At 71.2% G+C, this 18,561-nt stretch carries 17 protein-coding genes; 10 read left to right on the top strand and 7 right to left on the bottom strand.

Annotated features, from left to right (window positions below; translation table 11 throughout):
• Positions 1 to 23: 23 nt before the first annotated feature.
• From JNO54_RS04155 to JNO54_RS04135, 5 genes are all read left to right on the top strand, one after another.
• Positions 24 to 737 (top strand): response regulator transcription factor, encoded by a 714-nt coding sequence (locus JNO54_RS04155; protein WP_204142758.1) that lies wholly within the window; start codon positions 24 to 26, stop codon positions 735 to 737.
• A complete protein-coding gene (locus tag JNO54_RS04150; protein ID WP_204142757.1) occupies positions 737 to 2,167 on the top strand; it encodes a sensor histidine kinase in 1,431 nt (476 codons plus the stop codon). The genes JNO54_RS04155 and JNO54_RS04150 overlap by 1 nt, the downstream gene beginning before the upstream one ends.
• Positions 2,168 to 2,375: 208 nt before the next feature.
• Positions 2,376 to 3,602 (top strand): S1C family serine protease, encoded by a 1,227-nt coding sequence (locus JNO54_RS04145; protein WP_204142756.1) that lies wholly within the window; start codon positions 2,376 to 2,378, stop codon positions 3,600 to 3,602.
• 231 nt (positions 3,603 to 3,833) lie between these two features.
• Positions 3,834 to 5,738 carry a DUF2339 domain-containing protein gene (locus tag JNO54_RS04140; RefSeq protein WP_204142755.1) on the top strand — a complete coding sequence of 635 codons (1,905 nt, stop codon included), beginning with the start codon at positions 3,834 to 3,836 and terminating at the stop codon, positions 5,736 to 5,738.
• Between the two features lie 46 nt (positions 5,739 to 5,784).
• Complete coding sequence (locus tag JNO54_RS04135) at positions 5,785 to 6,081, top strand: WXG100 family type VII secretion target (RefSeq protein ID WP_204142754.1); 297 nt, start codon at positions 5,785 to 5,787, stop codon at positions 6,079 to 6,081.
• A gap of 67 nt (positions 6,082 to 6,148) precedes the next feature.
• On the opposite strand, the gene JNO54_RS04130 is transcribed toward JNO54_RS04135, so the two are convergent.
• The 7 genes from JNO54_RS04130 to JNO54_RS04100 all read right to left on the bottom strand — a co-directional run bounded on the left by JNO54_RS04130 (position 6,149) and on the right by JNO54_RS04100 (position 15,453).
• Positions 6,149 to 8,683 (bottom strand): ABC transporter permease, encoded by a 2,535-nt coding sequence (locus JNO54_RS04130; protein ID WP_204142753.1) that lies wholly within the window; start codon positions 8,681 to 8,683, stop codon positions 6,149 to 6,151.
• Positions 8,683 to 9,429 carry an ABC transporter ATP-binding protein gene (locus JNO54_RS04125; protein ID WP_204142752.1) on the bottom strand — a complete coding sequence of 249 codons (747 nt, stop codon included), beginning with the start codon at positions 9,427 to 9,429 and terminating at the stop codon, positions 8,683 to 8,685. The genes JNO54_RS04130 and JNO54_RS04125 overlap by 1 nt, the downstream gene beginning before the upstream one ends.
• A gap of 158 nt (positions 9,430 to 9,587) precedes the next feature.
• Entirely contained in the window at positions 9,588 to 11,240 is a 1,653-nt protein-coding gene (locus tag JNO54_RS04120; RefSeq protein WP_204142751.1) for an alkaline phosphatase D family protein, read from the bottom strand.
• A 99-nt stretch (positions 11,241 to 11,339) separates the two neighbouring features.
• Complete coding sequence (gene groL / locus JNO54_RS04115) at positions 11,340 to 12,965, bottom strand: chaperonin GroEL (protein ID WP_204142750.1); 1,626 nt, start codon at positions 12,963 to 12,965, stop codon at positions 11,340 to 11,342.
• Between the two features lie 234 nt (positions 12,966 to 13,199).
• Positions 13,200 to 13,487, bottom strand: a complete 288-nt coding sequence (locus JNO54_RS04110) for a DUF3263 domain-containing protein (protein WP_204142749.1) — start codon at positions 13,485 to 13,487, stop codon at positions 13,200 to 13,202.
• Positions 13,488 to 13,681: 194 nt separating this feature from the next.
• Positions 13,682 to 15,052, bottom strand: coding sequence for a pyridoxal phosphate-dependent decarboxylase family protein (locus tag JNO54_RS04105; RefSeq protein ID WP_204142748.1), 1,371 nt, complete (start codon positions 15,050 to 15,052; stop codon positions 13,682 to 13,684).
• A gap of 38 nt (positions 15,053 to 15,090) precedes the next feature.
• Positions 15,091 to 15,453 carry an ArsR/SmtB family transcription factor gene (locus tag JNO54_RS04100; protein ID WP_204142747.1) on the bottom strand — a complete coding sequence of 121 codons (363 nt, stop codon included), beginning with the start codon at positions 15,451 to 15,453 and terminating at the stop codon, positions 15,091 to 15,093.
• A 74-nt stretch (positions 15,454 to 15,527) separates the two neighbouring features.
• Here JNO54_RS04100 and JNO54_RS04095 point away from each other — a divergent pair, with 74 nt between their 5' ends.
• The 5 genes from JNO54_RS04095 to JNO54_RS04075 all read left to right on the top strand — a co-directional run bounded on the left by JNO54_RS04095 (position 15,528) and on the right by JNO54_RS04075 (position 18,489).
• Positions 15,528 to 15,998, top strand: a complete 471-nt coding sequence (locus tag JNO54_RS04095; RefSeq protein ID WP_204142746.1) for an ArsI/CadI family heavy metal resistance metalloenzyme — start codon at positions 15,528 to 15,530, stop codon at positions 15,996 to 15,998.
• Positions 15,999 to 16,000: 2 nt separating this feature from the next.
• Entirely contained in the window at positions 16,001 to 17,098 is a 1,098-nt protein-coding gene (arsB, locus tag JNO54_RS04090; protein ID WP_204142745.1) for an ACR3 family arsenite efflux transporter, read from the top strand.
• A 5-nt stretch (positions 17,099 to 17,103) separates the two neighbouring features.
• Positions 17,104 to 17,721: an arsenate reductase ArsC gene (locus JNO54_RS04085; protein WP_204142744.1), complete on the top strand. Its 618-nt coding sequence runs from the start codon at positions 17,104 to 17,106 to the stop codon at positions 17,719 to 17,721.
• 32 nt (positions 17,722 to 17,753) lie between these two features.
• Positions 17,754 to 18,170, top strand: coding sequence for an arsenate reductase ArsC (locus tag JNO54_RS04080; RefSeq protein ID WP_204142743.1), 417 nt, complete (start codon positions 17,754 to 17,756; stop codon positions 18,168 to 18,170).
• A gap of 82 nt (positions 18,171 to 18,252) precedes the next feature.
• Positions 18,253 to 18,489: a three-helix bundle dimerization domain-containing protein gene (locus JNO54_RS04075; RefSeq protein WP_204142742.1), complete on the top strand. Its 237-nt coding sequence runs from the start codon at positions 18,253 to 18,255 to the stop codon at positions 18,487 to 18,489.
• The last annotated feature ends 72 nt before the right edge of the window (positions 18,490 to 18,561 follow it).

Here is an 18,561-nt window from a genome sequence, read left to right as displayed (position 1 = left end):
TGTCGGGGCGCACACTGGATCTCATGAGCCCGTCATCAGAGACCCCCGAGGCGCGACTCCTCGTCGTCGAGGACGAGCCGAACATCCGTGAGCTGCTCGCGACCTCCCTGAAGTTCAACGGCTTCGAGGTGGAGGTCGCCGGCGACGGACGCACCGCGCTCGACCTCGCTGCGACGATGCAGCCCGACCTCGTCGTCCTCGACGTCATGCTGCCCGACCTCGACGGCTTCGAGGTGACCAACCGGCTGCGCGGCCGCGGCCAGCACGTGCCCGTCCTCTTCCTCACCGCACGCGACTCCCTCGACGACAAGATCAAGGGCCTGACGGTCGGCGGCGACGACTACGTCACCAAGCCGTTCAGCCTCGAAGAGGTCGTCGCGCGGATCCGCGTCATCCTGCGCCGTACCCTCGACGAGCCCGACTCCGAGGCGGTCCTGCGCTTCGCCGACCTCGAGCTCGACGAGGACGCCCACGAGGTGCGCCGTGCCGGCAAGGTCATCGAGGTCTCGCCGACGGAGTTCAAGCTGCTGCGCTACCTCATGCTCAACCCCAACCGGGTGCTCTCCAAGGCGCAGATCCTCGACCACGTGTGGGACTACGACTTCCGGGGCGAGATGGGCATCGTCGAGTCCTACATCTCCTACCTGCGGCGCAAGATCGACACCGACGGCCTGCCGCCGCTCATCCACACCAAGCGAGGCTTCGGCTACCTCCTGCGGATGCCGCCGGACGCCTGATGAGCGAGCGTCCCGAGAGCAACCGGGTGGTCCGGGCTCTGGAGTCGATGCCGCTGACCTACCGGCTCGTCGCCATCGTCCTCACCCTGCTGCTCGCGGGTCTGACCGTCACCGGCTTCACGTCGTCCTACCTGCTGCGGCGTGACCTCACGGAGAGCACCGACCAGCAGCTGCGGACCGTGGCCAAGCCGGTCGCCGACCAGCTGCTGAACTTCAAGCAGCAGGGCAGCCCGCTGCCCAACACCTACGCCTTCGCGTACATGCCGAAGGACACCTCGCGACGCTGGGCGATCAACCCGACCGCGGAGACGAGCCAGCCCGCGCTGCCCTACCTCGCTGCCGACGACCCGCGGGTGACCTCGAGCCGGCCCTTCACGGTGATGTCGACCGACGGCCGGACCAGCTGGCGCTTCGTCGCGGGCACGGTGAGCGACGGCGCGTCGACGACCTTCGCCGTCGGGGTGCCGCTGCGCGACCACGACCGCACGGTGGCCCGGCTCATCACGCTGACGATCTTCAGCGGCCTGCTCGTCACGGCGGCCTGCGGGATCCTCGGCTGGTTCGCGACCCGCCGCGCCTTCCGCCCCCTGCGCAAGATCGAGGACACGGCCGCCGCGATCGCCGCCGGCGACCTCACCCGCCGCGTCCCCGTGCGCACCAGCCACGACGAGGTCGCCTCGCTCTCGGACTCGCTCAACGTCATGCTCACCCGGATCGAGCGCTCCTTCGCCGCGCAGGAGGCGAGCGAGACCCGTATGCGGCAGTTCGTCGCCGACGCGAGCCACGAGCTGCGCACCCCGCTGGCGACCGTGCGGGGCTACGCCGAGCTCTACCGGCAGGGCGCCATCGCCGACCGGGAGGGGCTCGACACCTCGATGCAGCGGATCGAGGGCGAGGCCGGCCGGATGAGCCTGCTCGTCGACGACCTGCTGACCCTCGCCCGGCTCGACGACGCCCGCCCGATGGAGCGCACGCTCGTCGACCTGCTGACGCTCGCTGCGGAGGCGGTCCACGACGCCCGCGCCCGCGACCCCGAGCGCCGGATCAGCCTCGTCGGGCTCGACGGTGACATCGCCCCCGTCATGGTCCGTGGCGACGACGGCCGCCTGCGTCAGGTGCTCGGCAACCTCCTCACCAACGCGCTCATGCACGCCGGGGCCGGTGTGCCCATCGAGGTCGCTCTCGGCGAGGACTCGGGCAGCGCCGTCGTCGAGGTCCGTGACCACGGCGTCGGCATGGACGAGGCGACCGCGGCCCGGGTCTTCGAGCGCTTCTACCGGGCGGACAAGGCCCGGTCCCGGGCGAAGGGGGGATCCGGCCTCGGGCTGGCCATCGTCGCCGCGATCGTCGAGCAGCACGGAGGCGGCGTCTCGGTCCGGCGCACCCCCGGCGGCGGGGCGACCTTCCGGGTCGTCCTGCCCCTCAGCTGACCTCCCCTCCCCCCACCCCCCTTCGCACGAGCCAAGGCTCCTGCCTCCCCCCCTCGCACGAGCCAAGGCTCCTGCGATCCGGGTGCCAGCTGGCCCTCGGGTCAGCGACGCCGCCGGACGCAGCAAGCTCCCAGCCCACCGTCAGCCTGGTTCGAGCGCGCAGGAGTGCACTGGAGGGGACAACCCGACCTTCCTCGAGGAGCACGACATGCGCGACGACACCAGCCCTCTCCCCCACCCCGACGCGACCCAGACCCACGGCACGTACCCCGCCGGCCCCCCGTCGCCTGTCGCGGCTCCGCCCCCGCCCCGTCGCGGCCACGGGCTGCGTCGGGTCGGCGAGCTGAGCGCGGTCGCCCTCCTCGCGGCCGCCCTCGCGAGCGGCGGCACCTACGCCGCCACCACCCTCGCGGACGACGGCTCACCCGCCACGCGCCAGACCTCGACCCTCCCGGCGAGCAGCACGCTCCCGGTGAGCCAGGCTCAGCAGTCCGCGCCCGACTGGCAGGCCGTCGCCCGCACGGTGGCCCCGGGGGTCGTCTCGATCACCGTCGAGGGCGCGCAGGGCGAGGGCCAGGGCTCGGGTGTCGTCATCGACGACCGCGGCCACGTCCTCACGAACAACCACGTCGCCTCGGGCTCCGGCGGCGACGCCCGGCTGAGCGTCACCCTGGCCAGCGGTGACACGTACGCGGCGACCGTCACCGGCACCGACCCCTCCACCGACCTCGCCGTCCTGACCATCACCGACCCGCCGGAGGACCTCACACCCGTGCAGCTCGGTGCGAGCGACTCGCTCTCGGTCGGTGACCCGGTCATGGCGATCGGCAACCCGCTCGGCCTCTCCGGCACGGTGACGACCGGCATCGTCAGCGCCCTCGACCGGCCGGTGACGACGGGTGAGCAGCCCGGCCAGGCCGGAGGCGAGGCCGCGGTGACCAACGCCGTGCAGACCTCCGCCGCGATCAACCCCGGCAACAGCGGCGGCGCACTCGTCGACGCGGCCGGCCGGCTCGTCGGCATCAACTCCTCGATCGCCTCGCTCGGAGGCGGTCGGTCGGGATCCATCGGCATCGGCTTCGCCATCCCGGTCGACACGGCCCGGATGATCGCCGACCAGCTCATCGCGCACGGCAAGGCTCAGCACGCCTTCCTCGGGGTCACGCCCAAGGACGGCACCGCGACCCTGGGCTCGGCCCGCCGCTCGGGTGCCGAGATCATCCAGGTCACCGAGGGTTCGGCCGCGGCGAAGGGGGGTCTGCGGGCCGGTGACGTCGTCGTCGCCGTCGGCGACGCCCCGGTGTCGTCGGCCGAGGCGCTCGTCGCGCACGTCCGCGCGCTGCCCGTCGGCTCGACGGTCGAGCTCACCGTCGCCCGGGGAGGGGACGAGCGCACGCTGAGGGTGACGCTCGACCGGCGTCCGCAGGAGGGCTGACCCGGGCTCAGGGGACTCCCAGGTCCGGCGCAGGCTCGTCGGAGGTCCGCGGGGCAGGATGGGTCCAAGGACGTCAGGAGCACAGCGGATCCCCCGCCTCCTCCCCGGCGGCGCTGCCGCTCCCGATCTCCTTCCAGGGGTGCTACCCCTTCGGCCAGGTGTGGCGTCTGGTCGAGGACGTGAGTAGCCGAACTCATGCCCCCGGCGTGTCTGTGGCGGCACGCTGGGGGCATGAGCATCCCACCTCTCGCCCCAGACCGTGCCGCCGGCTACCGCGACGAGCTGCGCGTCCTCGAGGACGAGTTCGCCCGCGCGATGACGCAGATGTACCAGGTGGGCAACCACATCACCCGGGTCCGCGCGAGCCTCGACCGCGCGGTCCAGCCCCCGCCGGCCGTGCCTGCGGCGGCACCCTTCGAGGCTGCGCACACCTCAGTGCATCCCCCGGTCGCTGCCCCGGCCGCACCCGCCGGACCGGCGCAGGCTCCTCCGTCGCCACCCCCCTTCGTCCCAGCCCTGCCGCCGCGGGAGCCGTGGTGGCAGCGGGAAGGGGTGATCGCCAAGGTCCTCGCGGCCGTGGGCGCCGGGATCACCCTCATCGGCATCGCCTTCCTCCTCGCCATCGCCATCCAGGCCGGCTACTTCGGGCCGCTCGCCCGGGTGCTCACGGGAGGGATCCTGGCGGTCGCGCTGGTGGCCGCCGCGCTCGTCGTCAAGCGGCGCCAGGACACCGCGGTCGGGGCGCTCGGGCTGGCCGCCACGGGCTTCGCCGCGGGCTACCTCGACATCGTCGCCATCACCCGGATCTACGAGTGGGTGCCCGCCGCTCTCGGGCTCGTGCTCGCCGGCCTGGTCGCCGTCGCCGGGCTCGTCCTCGCCCGGCTGTGGGGCAGCCAGCTGCTCGCCGTCCTCATCGTCCTCGGGGTCGCCGTCCTCGCCCCGGTCGTCGGTGACACCCACGTGCTGCTCGTCGGTGCCTTCCTCCTGACCATGACGATCGCCAGCTACGCCGCCCAGGTCGGCCGCCGCTGGCCTGTCCTCGAGCTCGTCCGCATCGTGCCGACCACGCTCTACGCCCTCGTCGCGGTCGCGGGCCAGGACAGCTCGCACGACGGGACGGTCATGGCCGTGGTCCTCGCGCTCTTCGTCCTCGCGACGACGGTGCTCCCGCTGCGCCGCGAGATCGCCGGGCGCCTCTCCCTGCCCCCCGCGCTGGCCGGCCTCGCGGCCGTGGCGAGCGCGCCGGCGCTGCTCGCGGGAGCGCTCGAGGACCGCTGGCTCGGCGTGCTCGTCCTCGGGGTGCTGACCGCCGCGCACCTCGTGGGAGCCTGGTTCGGCCCGGCCGCGGGAGTCCCCTCGGTCCACCGGCTCCGTGAGATCAGCCTCGCCATCGCGGCGGTCGCGCTCACCGTCCTGGTCTTCCGCGCCTTCGACGACGCGTACCAGCCGCTCGCCCTGCTCGTCCTGGCGCTCGCCTGGGTGGCCGCGGCGGCCGCGACGCGCGACGCCTCGGTGGCTGCCATCGCCTTCCCCGTGGCGGTCGTCGGGCTGCTCACCGGGTCACGCCACCTGCCCGCGCTCACGAACCGGTCGATGGCCACGACCGTCGAGCCGGAGCACGTGCTCGAGGGTGTGGCGCTCGTCGCCCTGCTCCTGCTCCTGGGCATCATGTGGCACCGCATCTGGCCGCGGTCCGAGGAGGTCGCCCGGGCGTCGTGGGCGGCAGCCGCTCTCGCCCTGGCCTTCCCCCTCGTCCTCGGCGGCGCGGTCCTCGGCGGGCTCCTCGACGTCGGCGACCAGCCGGCAGCGAGCGGCTTCCTCGTGGGCCACGCGCTCTCGACCGTCGTGTGGATGGGCATCGCGGCCGCGCTGCTCGTCCGCGGGCTGCGGGGTGACGCGGAGGCCGGCACCGCGGTCCGGGCCGGTCTCGGGTTGGCGGCCATCGCCGTGGGCAAGCTCCTCTTCTTCGACCTCTCGGCGCTCTCCGGCCTCTCCCGCGTGCTGAGCTTCATTGTCGCCGGGATCCTGCTGCTCGGCATGGGCGTCGGCTACGCACAGGCGCTCGAGCGGGCCCGGCGCCGCCGCACCCCTGTGGATAACTCGAGCCCGGGTGCCCCGCTCCCTCCTACGGTCTGAGGACAGGGGTCGACCTGGCCCCGGCACCTACCGAAGGGGAGAAGTCATGGGCAGCACATTCGCCGTGAGCACCGAGCGGCTCAGCGCAGGGTCGGGGACGATCGTCACCGCATCCACCGATGTCGAGAGCTCGGTTGACTCGATGATGGGCATCCTCGTCGCGATGCAGGACGAGTGGTCCGGGGAGGCCTCCGCGAGCTTCCAGGAGCTCGTCGCCAGCTGGCGGGTCACCCAGCGCATTGTCAAGCAGAACCTCGACGAGATCGCCCACGCGCTCGCGCAGGCGGGCGAGGCCTACGAGTCCGCCGAGGCCGGCGTCCGGGCAGCCTTCGTCGCCCGCTGACAGGCGAAGGGGTGACCGGCCGGCTCCCCCGGCGGCCACCCCTTCGTCGTGGCTCAGTCTCCGCCCGTCACTCGGTGCTGATCGCGTCAAGGACCTTCATCCGCGAGGCCCGCCAGGCCGGCCAGACCGCGGCGAGCACCCCGATGACGCCGGCCAGGACGAGGAAGACGACGAGCTGGCCCCACGGGATCGCGAGATCGGTGATCCCGTCGTCGACGAGCGAGCGCTGGATCGCGACCCCGGAGACGACACCGAGGCTGATCCCGAGCACCGCGCCCAGCAGGGCGATGGCGATCGCCTCGAGGCGGACCATGCGGCGCAGCTGACCACGGCCCAGGCCCACCGCGCGGAGCAGGCCGATCTCACGGGTGCGCTCCATGACGGAGAGGCCCAGGGTGTTGACGATGCCGAGGATCGCGATGACGATGGCCATCGCCAGCAGGCCGTAGATGAGGTACAGCAGCTGGTTGATGCTCTGGCGCTGCTCCGCGGCGTAGCCCTCCTGGTCCTTGAGGGTGACGAGGGGCTGGTCCTTGATGACGTCCTCGAGACCGCTGCGCAGCTCTTCCGTGCTTTGGCTGCCGTCGGCGACGACGTAGACGAGGTTGTCGGCCGGCGGGAGACCCGACTTCTCGAACCCGTCGAGCGAGAAGAGGAAGCCACCGAGCGAGGGCGTCTTCTTGAAGAACCCCGCGATCGCCATCTCCCGGGACGTGCCGCCAACCTCGACGGTGAGGGCGTCCCCGACGGAACGGCCCGAGTGCTCGTCGTCCGGCACGAGGACGCTGTCCGTGTCGAGGTCGGTCGACTGCCCCTCGATCATCTGGATCGGGGCGACCTCGGCGAAGGACTCCGGGTCGATCGCGGTGACGAAGAAGCGCCGGCCCTCGATCTCGGCGGGCGCGTAGCGGACCGGCGAGGCCGCGGCGACACCGGGCGTCTGCGCGATCTGCTCGGTGACCTTCGCGGAGAAGGGCTGCCCGATCGCGTTGGAGACCGCGTAGTCGGCGAGGAACTGCTCCTCGATCTGCTTGTCGATGCTCGCCTTGGTGCTCGCGCTCACCACGCCCATGAGGGCCACGAGCGTCATGCCGATCATCAGCGCGGAGGCCGTGGCCGCGGTGCGCCCCGGGTTGCGGACCGCGTTCTGCTCGGCCATGCGGCCGACCGAGCCGAAGGCCCTGCGGTACAGCCAGCCGAGGCTGTGGATGAGCGGCTTCCCGAGCAGGGGCGAGAGGAAGGCCAGGCCGAGGAGCATGCCGACCGTGCCTCCGCCGACCCACCACACCTCACGGTCCTCGGCGAGGAAGAGTCCGTACGCGAAGGCGAGCACACCGAGCACGAAGAGGGCGAGCTCGAGGGCGAAGCGGACCGGGTGCGACTCGGGGTTCGCCCCGGAGGTCTCACGCATCGCCTCGACCGGTGCGACCCGGCCGGCCCGGCGGGCCGGGACGTAGGCGGCCAGCAGGGTGACGAGGATGCCGACCGCGAAGGAGGCGAGGACCGTCCGCGGCGAGAAGACCAGGCCGGTCCCGCTCATGTCGAGACCGATGGTCGCGAAGAGCGTGCGGATGACCACGGCGAGCAGCACGCCGACGACGAGCCCCAGCACCGACCCGATGAGGCCCACGACGAGCGCCTCGACGAGTACCGAGCGGGTGATCTGCCCGCGGGTCGCACCGATCGCGCGCAGCATGGCCAGCTCGCGGCCGCGCTGGGCGACGAGGATCGAGAAGGTGTTGATGATGAGGAAGGAGCCGACGAAGAGAGCGATGCCGGCGAAGACGAGCAGGAAGGTCGTGATGAAGCCCAGCGCCTCCTGGATCTGGTCGGCGCTCTCGTCGGCGATCTTCTTGCCGGTCTCGGCCCCGAAGCCCTCGGGAACGACGTCGGCCGCCGCGGCGGCGACATCCTCCTGGCTCGCGCCCTCAGCGGTCGTCACCCACGCCGAGGTGTAGCCGTCCTGGCCGCCGAGGAAGTACTTCTGTGCCGTCGGGGTGTCGAAGATCGCGATGCTCGCACCGGCCATCCCCCCTTCGCCGAACTGGACGAGGCCGACGACCTTCGCGCGGATCTCCGGGTACTCGCCCGAGGTGACGAGCTGGGCCTCGTCGCCGAGCGACAGGCCCGCCCGCTCGGCGGTCGTGACGTCGATCGCGACCTCGCTGTCCCCCTGCGGCGGAGCGCCCTCCTCGTAGCTGAGGACCTCCTCGCCGAGCTGGTTGGGGGCGTCGTTGTGGTTGAAGGCGAGCGCCGGGGCGCCCTGGCCGCCGACGACGTTGCCGTTCTCGCCGACGACGAAGACGCCCAGCGCGTCGATGTTGCCGTCGACCCGCTCGACCCCGTCGAGCGCCCGGAGCGTGTCGAGATCGGCCGGGGCGAGCGTCGTCGACGGGCCGGTCGGGCCCATCATGAGGGCGTTCTCGCTCTGGACGACGACGTCGCCGACCGTGCCCTCCATGATCCCGTCGAAGGTCCGCCCGAGGGTGTCGGTGAAGATCAGCGAGCCGGCGACGAAGCCGACGCCGAGGATGATCGCCATCGCTGACATGAGCAGGCGCAGCTTGCGCGCCAGCAGCGCCTTGAAGGTGGAGCGCAGCATCAGTGGCCGCCTGCCACCGCGGTGAGCGCCATCATCGCGTCGAGGACCTTCTCACGGGTCGGCTCGAGGATGTCGTCAACGATCCGGCCGTCGCTGAGGATGAGCACCCGGTCGGTGTGGCTCGCCGCGCCGGGGTCGTGAGTGACCATGACGATCGTCTGGTCGAACTCGTCGACGCTGCGGCGCAGGAAGGAGAGCACCTCGGCCGAGCTTGTCGAGTCGAGGTTGCCGGTCGGCTCGTCAGCGAAGATGATCTCCGGCTTGCTCACGAGTGCGCGGGCGCAGGCGACACGCTGCTGCTGACCGCCGGAGAGCTCGCTGGGCCGGTGACGCAGCCGGTCACCGAGGCCGACGGTGCGCACGACGAGGTCGAACCACTCCGGGTCCGGCTTGCGACCGGCGATGGCGAGCGGCAGGAGGATGTTCTCCTGGGCAGAGAGGGTCGGCACGAGGTTGAAGGCCTGGAAGACGAAGCCGACCCGGTCGCGACGCAGGAGCGTGAGGTCCTTGTCGCTGAGCCCGGTGACGTCGACGTCGCCGATGAAGACCTGACCGGACGTCACCGAGTCCAGGCCGGCGAGGCAGTGCATGAGGGTGGACTTGCCGGACCCGGACGGTCCCATGATCGCGGTGAAGCGTCCGCGCTCGATCTCGAGGTCGACCCCGTCGAGGGCGACGACGGCGGCGTCACCCTTGCCGTAGGTCTTGCGCAGGTCGATGGTGCGGGCAGCGACGGATGTCGACATGGATCTCTTCCCCTGACTCGTGATGGTGGCTCGAGCCTAGGGCTCGCCCCGCGGGCGCCGACATGCGGTTTGTCACCGACACGAAGGGGGGACAGCCCCCCTGTCGTCGTGGTCGGCCTCACGCCTTGTCGGGCAGACATGGCCCAGCCCGCAGCGAGTCACACGTCGACGGTGCTCACCTCGCGCAGACGCGGGTGGTCGTGGTCGTCGTCGACGACCTCCCCGGCGTACCACGACAGGTGCAGACCGTCGCCGCGCACCTCGACGACAGCGAGGTTGTTGTCGAACCACGGCCCGTGCGTCACCCGCCACGGGTAGGCCGGGTCGGGGATCCGCCGGGACCGCGACGCGACCCAGCGCATCGGCCGGACGAGCGAGCGCGAGAAGCCGGACATCGCCACCCTCAGCCCCTTGGGCATGGGGTTGCGGATCGGGGAGCACACCGCCTGGACGATCCGCGAGCCGGCGCCGTGCTGCTCAGCGTCGATCACCTCGGCGACGTAAGAGTTGTGGACGTCGCCGGAGAGGAAGGTGACGGTCGCCGGCGGATCCCCCTTCGTCCCGCGCGCGACCTCCATGACGAGCTCGAAGACCTCCTGGAATCCGGACTGGAAGGCCGCCCAGTGCTCCAGGTCGATGATCTGCCGGACCCGCTCGGCCCCCTTCGCCGGCAACCCTCCGAACCGTCCGGCCGCGAGGACCTCGTTGATCGCCTCGAGGTCGTGCAGGCCCGGTGGGAGGAGGAAGGGCAGCGACGTCCCGACGAAGAGGTGATCGACGTCGCCGGTCAGCTGCTCGGCGAGCCACTCGAGCTCGGCCGGGTCGAGCATGTGGCGCGCCTCCGGCTCGAGGACGCGCGCGGCACGGGAGTCGAGGACGACGAGCCGGCAGTCGCCGAGCTCCAGCGTGTAGCTCCAGCGGTAGACCTCGGGGTGGCGGTCGTTGCGCTCGACGAGATCGCGAAGGGGGGCCGTCAGGTCCACCTCCGAGTCACCCGCGCCGGCGGCCAGGAGCGACCAGATCTCGTCGGCGGCCAGCGCGTCGTGGTCGAGGTTGCCGATGTGCTGGTAGACCCAGTAGGCGGTCAGCCCGCCGACGAGCCGCTCGTGCCACCACTGCGTCTCGTTGATCTCCTCGTGCCAGGTCCAGGACGTGTTCCAGTCGTCGCGGATGTCGTGGTCGTCGAAGATCATCGAGCTCGGCAGGGTCGAGAGCAGCCAACGGTTGGCCGGCTCGCTCCAGGCCAGCGCGTAGAGGTGGGCGTACTCGGTGAAGTCCTTGAGCTCCTCCCCCGGCGGCTCGTCGAGGCTGCGTCGGGTGCCGATGAACTCGCGCATCTCCTCCGAGGTCTCGTCGGCGTAGACCTGGTCACCGAGGAAGGCGATGGCGTCCGGCCACTCGACCTCCCCGTCGGCCAGCGCCATCGCGTAGGTGCGCAACGCGTCGACCCCGTGGCTGCCGTGGTGCTCCGCGTCGTGGGGGACGCTCGTGCGGCACGAGCCGAAGGCCAGACGCGTCGGTCGGTCCTTGACGAGCGTGGTGATCCGGGGCGCGGGGTACTCGCACTCGGCGGGCGGCCACACCTGGGCGCCGTCGATCTCGACGATGTACTCGTAGCTCTCGCCCGCGGTCAGCCCGTCGACGAGGACGAGCGCGAAGTGGAAGCCCTCGACGACGAAGGTCCGGGCGCTCCACGACCGCTCACCGGACCGCACGGTGACGGTCGCGGTGCCGCCCGTCTGCACCCACACGCTCGCGGTCGTCTCGCCGACGTGGCGGAGCAGGGGGCCGAGGACGAGGGGGTCGGTCACTGCCTCATCCTCCCACCTGTACCTGGCCGTTCAACGACGAAGGAGTGGCCCTCCCGTGCGGGAGGACCACCCCTTCGTCAGTGGCTGGGAAGCCTGGGCTCAGAAGCCCATGCCACCCATCTCGTCGCCACCCGGCATGGCCGGAGCGGCCTTCTCGGGCTTGTCGGCGATGACGGCCTCGGTGGTGAGGAAGAGCGCCGCGATGGAGGCGGCGTTCTGCAGCGCGCTGCGGGTCACCTTGGCGGGGTCGATGATGCCGGCGGCGATCATGTCGACGTACTCGCCGGTGGCCGCGTTGAGGCCCTCGCCCGCGGGGAGGTTCGCGACCTTCTCCGAGACGACGCCACCCTCGAGACCGGCGTTGACGGCGATCTGCTTGAGCGGGGCCTCGGCCGCGACGCGGACGATGTTGGCGCCGGTGGCCTCGTCACCCTCGAGCGAGAGGCTCTCGAAGGCGGCCTTGGTCGCCTGGAGCAGCGCGACGCCACCACCGGCGACGATGCCCTCCTCGACGGCGGCCTTGGCGTTGCGGACGGCGTCCTCGATGCGGTGCTTGCGCTCCTTGAGCTCGACCTCGGTGGCCGCGCCCGCCTTGATGACGGCGACGCCGCCGGCGAGCTTGGCGAGGCGCTCCTGGAGCTTCTCGCGGTCGTAGTCCGAGTCGCTGTTCTGGATCTCGGTCTTGATCTGGCTCACGCGACCGGCGATCTGGTCCTCGGCGCCGGCACCCTCGACGATCGTCGTCTCGTCCTTGGTGACGACGACCTTGCGGGCGCGGCCGAGCAGGTCGAGCTCCGCGGTGTCGAGCTTGAGGCCGACCTCCTCGGAGATGACCTGGCCACCGGTGAGGATGGCGATGTCGGCGAGCATGGCCTTGCGGCGGTCACCGAAGCCGGGCGCCTTGACGGCGACAGCCTTGAAGGTGCCACGGATCTTGTTGACGACGAGCGTGGACAGGGCCTCGCCCTCGACGTCCTCGGCGATGATGAGGAGCGGCTTGCCGGACTGCATGACCTTCTCGAGGAGGGGCAGCAGGTCCTTGATCGAGCCGATCTTGGAGTTCGCGATGAGGATGTAGGGGTCCTCGAGGACGGCCTCCATGCGCTCCGTGTCGGTGACGAAGTAGCCGGAGATGTAGCCCTTGTCGAAGCGCATGCCCTCGGTGAGCTCGAGCTCGAGCCCGAAGGTGTTGCTCTCCTCGACGGTGATGACGCCTTCCTTGCCGACCTTGTCCATGGCCTCGGCGATCTTGGCGCCGATCTCGGGGTCAGCGGCGGAGATCGAGGCGGTGGCCGCGATCTGCTCCTTGGTCTCGATCTCCTTCGCCATGGCGAGGAGCTGGTCGGAGACTGCGGCGGTGGCCTTCTCGATGCCGCGCTTGAGCGCCATCGGGTTGGCGCCGGCGGCGACGTTGCGCAGGCCCTCGCGGACGAGCGCCTGGGCGAGGACGGTGGCCGTCGTCGTGCCGTCACCGGCGACGTCGTCGGTCTTCTTCGCGACCTCCTTGACGAGCTCGGCCCCGATCTTCTCGTAGGGGTCGTCGAGCTCGATCTCCTTGGCGATCGAGACACCGTCGTTGGTGATCGTGGGGGCGCCCCACTTCTTCTCCAGGACGACGTTGCGGCCCTTGGGGCCGAGGGTGACCTTGACGGCGTCGGCGAGGATGTTCATACCCCGCTCGAGACCGCGTCGGGCCTCTTCGTCAAAGGCGATGAGCTTTGCCATTCGGGTGGTCCTCCACACGATAGGTAGGTGGTAGACCGGGCGGCGCCCGCGACGGACGACCCCCAGGCGCGCGGCTCACGTCACCGCGACGTCGAGGATCTCACCGGACCGGTCAGTTCTGTCACTCTCACGGGGAGAGTGCTAACGCCATTATTGGCACTCTCGGGGTGAGAGTGCAAACAGTTGCCCTTGTCCTCGGGTGCCGGGGACAGGGGCGAAGGGGGAAGTCGCAGCTCAGGCGTCGAAGCCGAGGCGGCGCGCGCTGCGGCTGCGCTGGCGTGACTGGCGCATGCGGCGGAGCCGCTTGACGAGCATCGGGTCCTCCGCGAGCGCGGCCGGGTTGTTGATGAGCCCGTTGAGCACCTGGTAGTAGCGCGTGGAGCTCATGTCGAAGAGCTCCTTGATCATCTGCTCCTTGGCGCCCTGGTAGGTCCACCACTGGCGCTCGAAGGCGAGGATCTCCCGGTCGCGGTCGCTCAGCGGGGCGGCGGTGCTGCTCTGCTGCTGCGTGGCGGTCTTCACGTTGAGGTCCTCCGTGACGGGGCGATGACGTCGTGCGCGGCTCACTGTACCCAGCGAATGACACGCCTGTCATTCCCTTCGGCGTGGCGGCTGGACAGCACCCCCTGGACCTCACTCACCCGTCACACAGGCACCACCGGCCCCACCCCCTGTCACCACGACCGGGTCGTGGTGAACCGTGCCGGTCGTCGTGGTCAGGCCATGGTGTCGAGGATGGCGTCGATGTCGGCCTCGGTCGTCTCAGGGTTGACGATGGCGAAGCGGGCCAGGGTCTCGCCGTCGTGCGTCGTCGGGACGACGAAGGCGAACTCGTCCTCGAGCATCCGGTCCGACCACGCCTGGTAGTCCCCCGGCCCCCAGCCGAGCCGGCGGAAGACGACGACGGAGAGGTCCCGGTGGCGGACGAGCTCGAGGTCGGGGCGCCGCTCGACCTCGGACTCGGCGTGACGGGCGACCTCGAGGGTGCGCTCGATCGCCCGCGTGTACGCGGCCGTCCCGTGCGTCGCGAGGCTGAACCACAGCGGCAGCCCACGGGCCCGGCGGGTCAGCCCGACGGAGTAGTCCGTCGGGTTCCACTGGGCCGCCTCGGTGAGCACGTCGAGGTAGCCGGCCCGCTGGGTGTGGGCGGCCCGGGCGAGCGCCGGCTCGCGGTAGATCAGCGCGCAGCAGTCGAAGGGGGCGAAGAGCCACTTGTGCGGGTCGACGATGAAGGAGTCCGCCCGCTCGACCCCGTCGAAGAGGGACCGAACGCTCGGCGCCGCGAGCGCCGCCCCGCCGTACGCCCCGTCGACGTGGAACCAGATGCCGTGCTCGGCGCAGACCTCGGCGACACCGGCGAGGTCGTCCACGACACCGAAGTTCGTCGTCCCGGCCGTCGCGACGACGGCGAAGAAGGTCTCGGGGCCCTCGCGCTCGAGGACCTCGCGCAGCGCGGGTCCGGTGAGGCGCAGGTGCTCGTCCGGCTCGACGGTCACGAGCTCGGCGTCCATGACGTCGCAGGCCGACTGGATCGAGCTGTGCGCCCCGGCGGTGGCTACCACCCGCCACGGACGAAGGGGGCGGCCCTCCCCCTTCGCCTCCTCGACGGCCCGCGCGCGGGCGGCGTGCCGCGCCGCGACGAGGGCGGAGAGGTTGCCGATCGTCCCGCCCGGGACGAAGACCCCGCCGGCCTGCTCGGGCAGCCCCGCGAGATCGGCGATCCAGCGCAGCGCCTGGTTCTCGGCGAAGACCGCGCCCGAGCCCTCGAGCCAGGAGCCGGCGTACATCGAGGACGCTCCGACGACGAGGTCGAACATCGCCGCGGCGTCGCTCGGCGCGCACGGGATGAAGGAGAGGTAGCGGGGGTGGTCCACCGAGAGGCAGGCCGGCGCCAGGACCTCGGCGAAGAGGTCCATCGCCCGGGCACCGCCGATGCCCTCGGTGGTGATGGTCTGGCCCGCCCGGTCGAGCAGCTCGGCCTCGGACAGGACGTAGTCCAGCGGCACCGGGTGCAGGGTGAGCCGCTCCTCGGCGTAGTCGAGCACCATCCGGCCGAGCTCGTCGACCGCCTTGTCGTTTCCGAACATGGTCGGCAGCGTAGGTGCCGACCCCGGTCCGCGTCGCCTCAGCCGGAGAGGGCCCGGCCGGCGAGCTCGAGGCGCTCGGGGACCAGGGTGAACCAGGCGGTCTGCCCACGCCGCTCGCGGACGAGCATCCCGGCGTCGACGAGGACCTTGAGGTGATGGCTCACCGTCGGCTGGGCGAGGGCGAGCGGTTCCTGGAGGTCGCCCGCCGAGACCTCGCCGCCCGGCGCGCACCGGGCGATGCTGAGGATCTGCAGCCGCACCGGGTCGGCCACCGCCTTGAGCAGCCGGGAGACGAGCTCGGCGTCCTCCCGGGCCAGCGGGGCACTGCCCGGGGTCGCACAGCACCGCTCGACGGCGGTCGCGAGGAGCGTGCGGCCCTCAGGTGCGATGAGATCGGACATGGCCCCATATTGACACACATCGATATTTGCTGCGAGAGTCCATATCGACAAGCATCGATATAGGAGAGTTCCGCATGAGCCGGGTCCAGATCGCCCTCGACGTCACCGACCTCGAGTCCTCCGTCACCTTCTACTCGACCCTCTTCGGGATCGAGCCGCACAAGCGACGCCCGGGGTACGCGAACTTCGTCGTGGAGAACCCGCCGGTCAAGCTCGTCCTGATCGAGACCGACGAGGCCACCCGGGGCACCGGCCCGAAGGGCGCGCTCAACCACCTCGGCATCGAGGTCGAGGACGGCAGCGAGGTGGGCGCCGCGCGCGAGCGTCTCTCCGGTGCCGGGCTGGCGACCTTCGACGAGGACGACACGACCTGCTGCTACGCGCTCCAGGACAAGGTCTGGGTCTCGGACCCGGCGGGTGCCCCGTGGGAGGTCTACGTCGTCAAGGACGACAACCCCGCCGACGGGCGTCCCGCGACCTCGTCCCACCCGCTGCTCGAGGGCACCCCCTCAGGCTCCGCCTGCTGCACGCCGACGGGCGTCTGAGCATGACCACCACCACCCAGGGCCCCGCCGAGGGCACGGACGTCGTCCGCCAGATGTCTTTCCTCGACCGCTACCTCGCGGTCTGGATCGGCCTGGCCATGGCGGCCGGGCTGCTGCTGGGCCGGATGTTCGGCGGGCTCGACGACGCGCTGAACTCCGTGCAGCTGCAGGGCATCTCGCTGCCGATCGCCATCGGCCTGCTCGTCATGATGTACCCCCCGCTGGCGAAGGTCCGCTACGACCGGCTCGGGACCGTCGCCGCGGACAAGCCGATGATGATCAGCTCTCTGCTGCTCAACTGGGTCTTCGGACCGGCGCTGATGTTCGCGCTCGCCTGGGTCTTCCTGCCCGACCTGCCCGAGTACCGCACGGGCCTGATCATCGTCGGGCTCGCCCGGTGCATCGCGATGGTCATCATCTGGAACGACCTGGCCTGCGGCGATCGCGAGGCAGCCGCCGTGCTCGTCGCGATCAACTCGGTCTTCCAGATCCTCGCCTTCGCCGGGCTCGGCTGGTTCTACCTCTCCGTGCTGCCGGGCTGGCTCGGGCTCGAGCAGTCGGCCCTCGACGTCTCCTTCACCCAGATCGCCGCGTCGGTGCTCGTCTTCCTCGGCGTGCCCCTGCTCGCCGGCTACCTCTCGCGTCGCATCGGTGAGGGAACCAAGGGGCGCGACTGGTACGAGGGCACCTTCCTGCCCCGGATCTCCCCCCTCGCCCTCATCGGGCTGCTCTTCACGATCGTCCTGCTCTTCGCCTTCCAGGGCGACCAGATCACCCGCCAGCCGCTCGACGTCGCCCGGATCGCGCTGCCGCTGCTCGTCTACTTCGCCGTGATGTGGGGCGGCGGCTACCTCCTCGGCAAGGGGCTCGGCATGACCTACGAGCGCACGACGACGCTCGCCTTCACCGCCGCCGGCAACAACTTCGAGCTCGCCATCGCCGTCGCGATCGCCACCTTCGGCATCACCTCCGGCCAAGCCCTCGCCGGGGTCGTCGGCCCGCTCATCGAGGTCCCGGTCCTCGTCGGCCTCGTCTACGTCTCGCTCGCCCTGCGGGACCGCTTCACCCACCAGAGCACCACCCCTTCGCCCGAGAGGTGAGCGCCATGACCACCCACGCCCCGGATCCCTACCCGGCCATCGTCGACGATCTCGCCTACTCGTACGACGGCGTCTTCTCCCGCGAGTCGGTCGAGCAGGCAGTCGCGACCGCGCGCCAGCAGCTGCAGAGCGTCTCGCGGATCCCGACCTTCCTGCCCGTGCTCGTCGCGAAGCAGGCCCGGGAGGAGCTGATGGCTGCGGCCCAGGCGGACGGCCGGGTGAGCAGGCGTGTGCCCGAGCTGCTCTTCATCTGCGTGCACAACGCCGGCCGTTCCCAGATGGCCGCGGCCCTCGCGCAGCACCTCTCCAACGGCCGGGTGCACGTCCGCTCCGCCGGCTCGAAGCCCACCGACGCGATCAACCCGGTCGTCGTCGAGGCCCTCGCCGAGCGAGGGATCTCGCTCACCGAGGCCTACCCCAAGCCGCTCACCGACTCCGCCGTGCGCGCCGCCGACGTCATCATCACGATGGGGTGCGGTGACGCCTGCCCCGTCTACCCCGGCCGCCGCTACGAGGACTGGACGGTCGCCGACCCCAAGGACGCCGACCTGAGCACCGTCCGCGACATCCGCGACGACATCCAGGGCCGGGTCACCGCCCTGCTGCGCGAGATCCTCGACTGACCCCCTTCCCCCCTTCGACAGGAGCCCCTTGCATGACCGCCTTCCCCGACCGTCCGTCCGTCCTCTTCGTCTGCGTCCACAACGCCGGGCGCTCGCAGATGGCCCAGGCCTGGGTCAGCCACCTCGCCGGGGACGCGGTCGAGGTCCGCTCGGCCGGCTCGGCCCCCGGCGACGCCGTCAACCCGGCGGCCGTCGAGGCGATGGCCGAGGTGGGCATCGACATGAGCGCGGCCGAGCCGAAGGTCCTCACCGCCGACACCGTGCAGGCCAGCGACGTCGTCATCACGATGGGGTGCGGCGACGCCTGCCCGATCTTCCCCGGCAAGCGCTACGAGGACTGGGCGCTCGAGGACCCGGCCGGCAAGGGTGTCGAGTCCGTCCGACCGATACGCGACGAGATCAGGGGGCGCGTCGAGGAGCTCCTCGGCTCCCTCGGGGTCCGGGTCTGACCCGACTCGCCGAGACGGACGGGACATCCCTACTCCACCCGGTGTTAACCTTGCGTTCACCTACTGTGAGGAGGGACCCGAGATGTTCCAGCCTGAGAACGTCGATCACGTCATCGACCACATCGCCGCGGACCTCTGCGTCCGCTACCCCGAGGTGCCCTGCGAGCGCATCGAGGCCATCGTCGCCGACGCCCGCCAGCAGATCGAGGGCGAGAACCACCACCCCGAGTTCATCGGCGCGCTCGTCGAGCACGCCGCCAAGGACGTCATCCACTCCTTCGCAGGCGCCCCGGAGCCGGCCACCGGCGTCACCTGCTGACACCTCACGGACCGACGGCCGACCACACCCCCTGCGTGGTCGGCCGTCGCCGTGCCCGGGCGGTTAGGGTCA

The organism is Janibacter endophyticus, assembly GCF_016888335.1.
Lineage (GTDB): Bacteria > Actinomycetota > Actinomycetes > Actinomycetales > Dermatophilaceae > Marihabitans > Marihabitans endophyticum.
The sequence above is the reverse complement of the archived record's forward strand: the minus strand, read 5'-3'. Positions and strand labels throughout refer to the sequence as shown.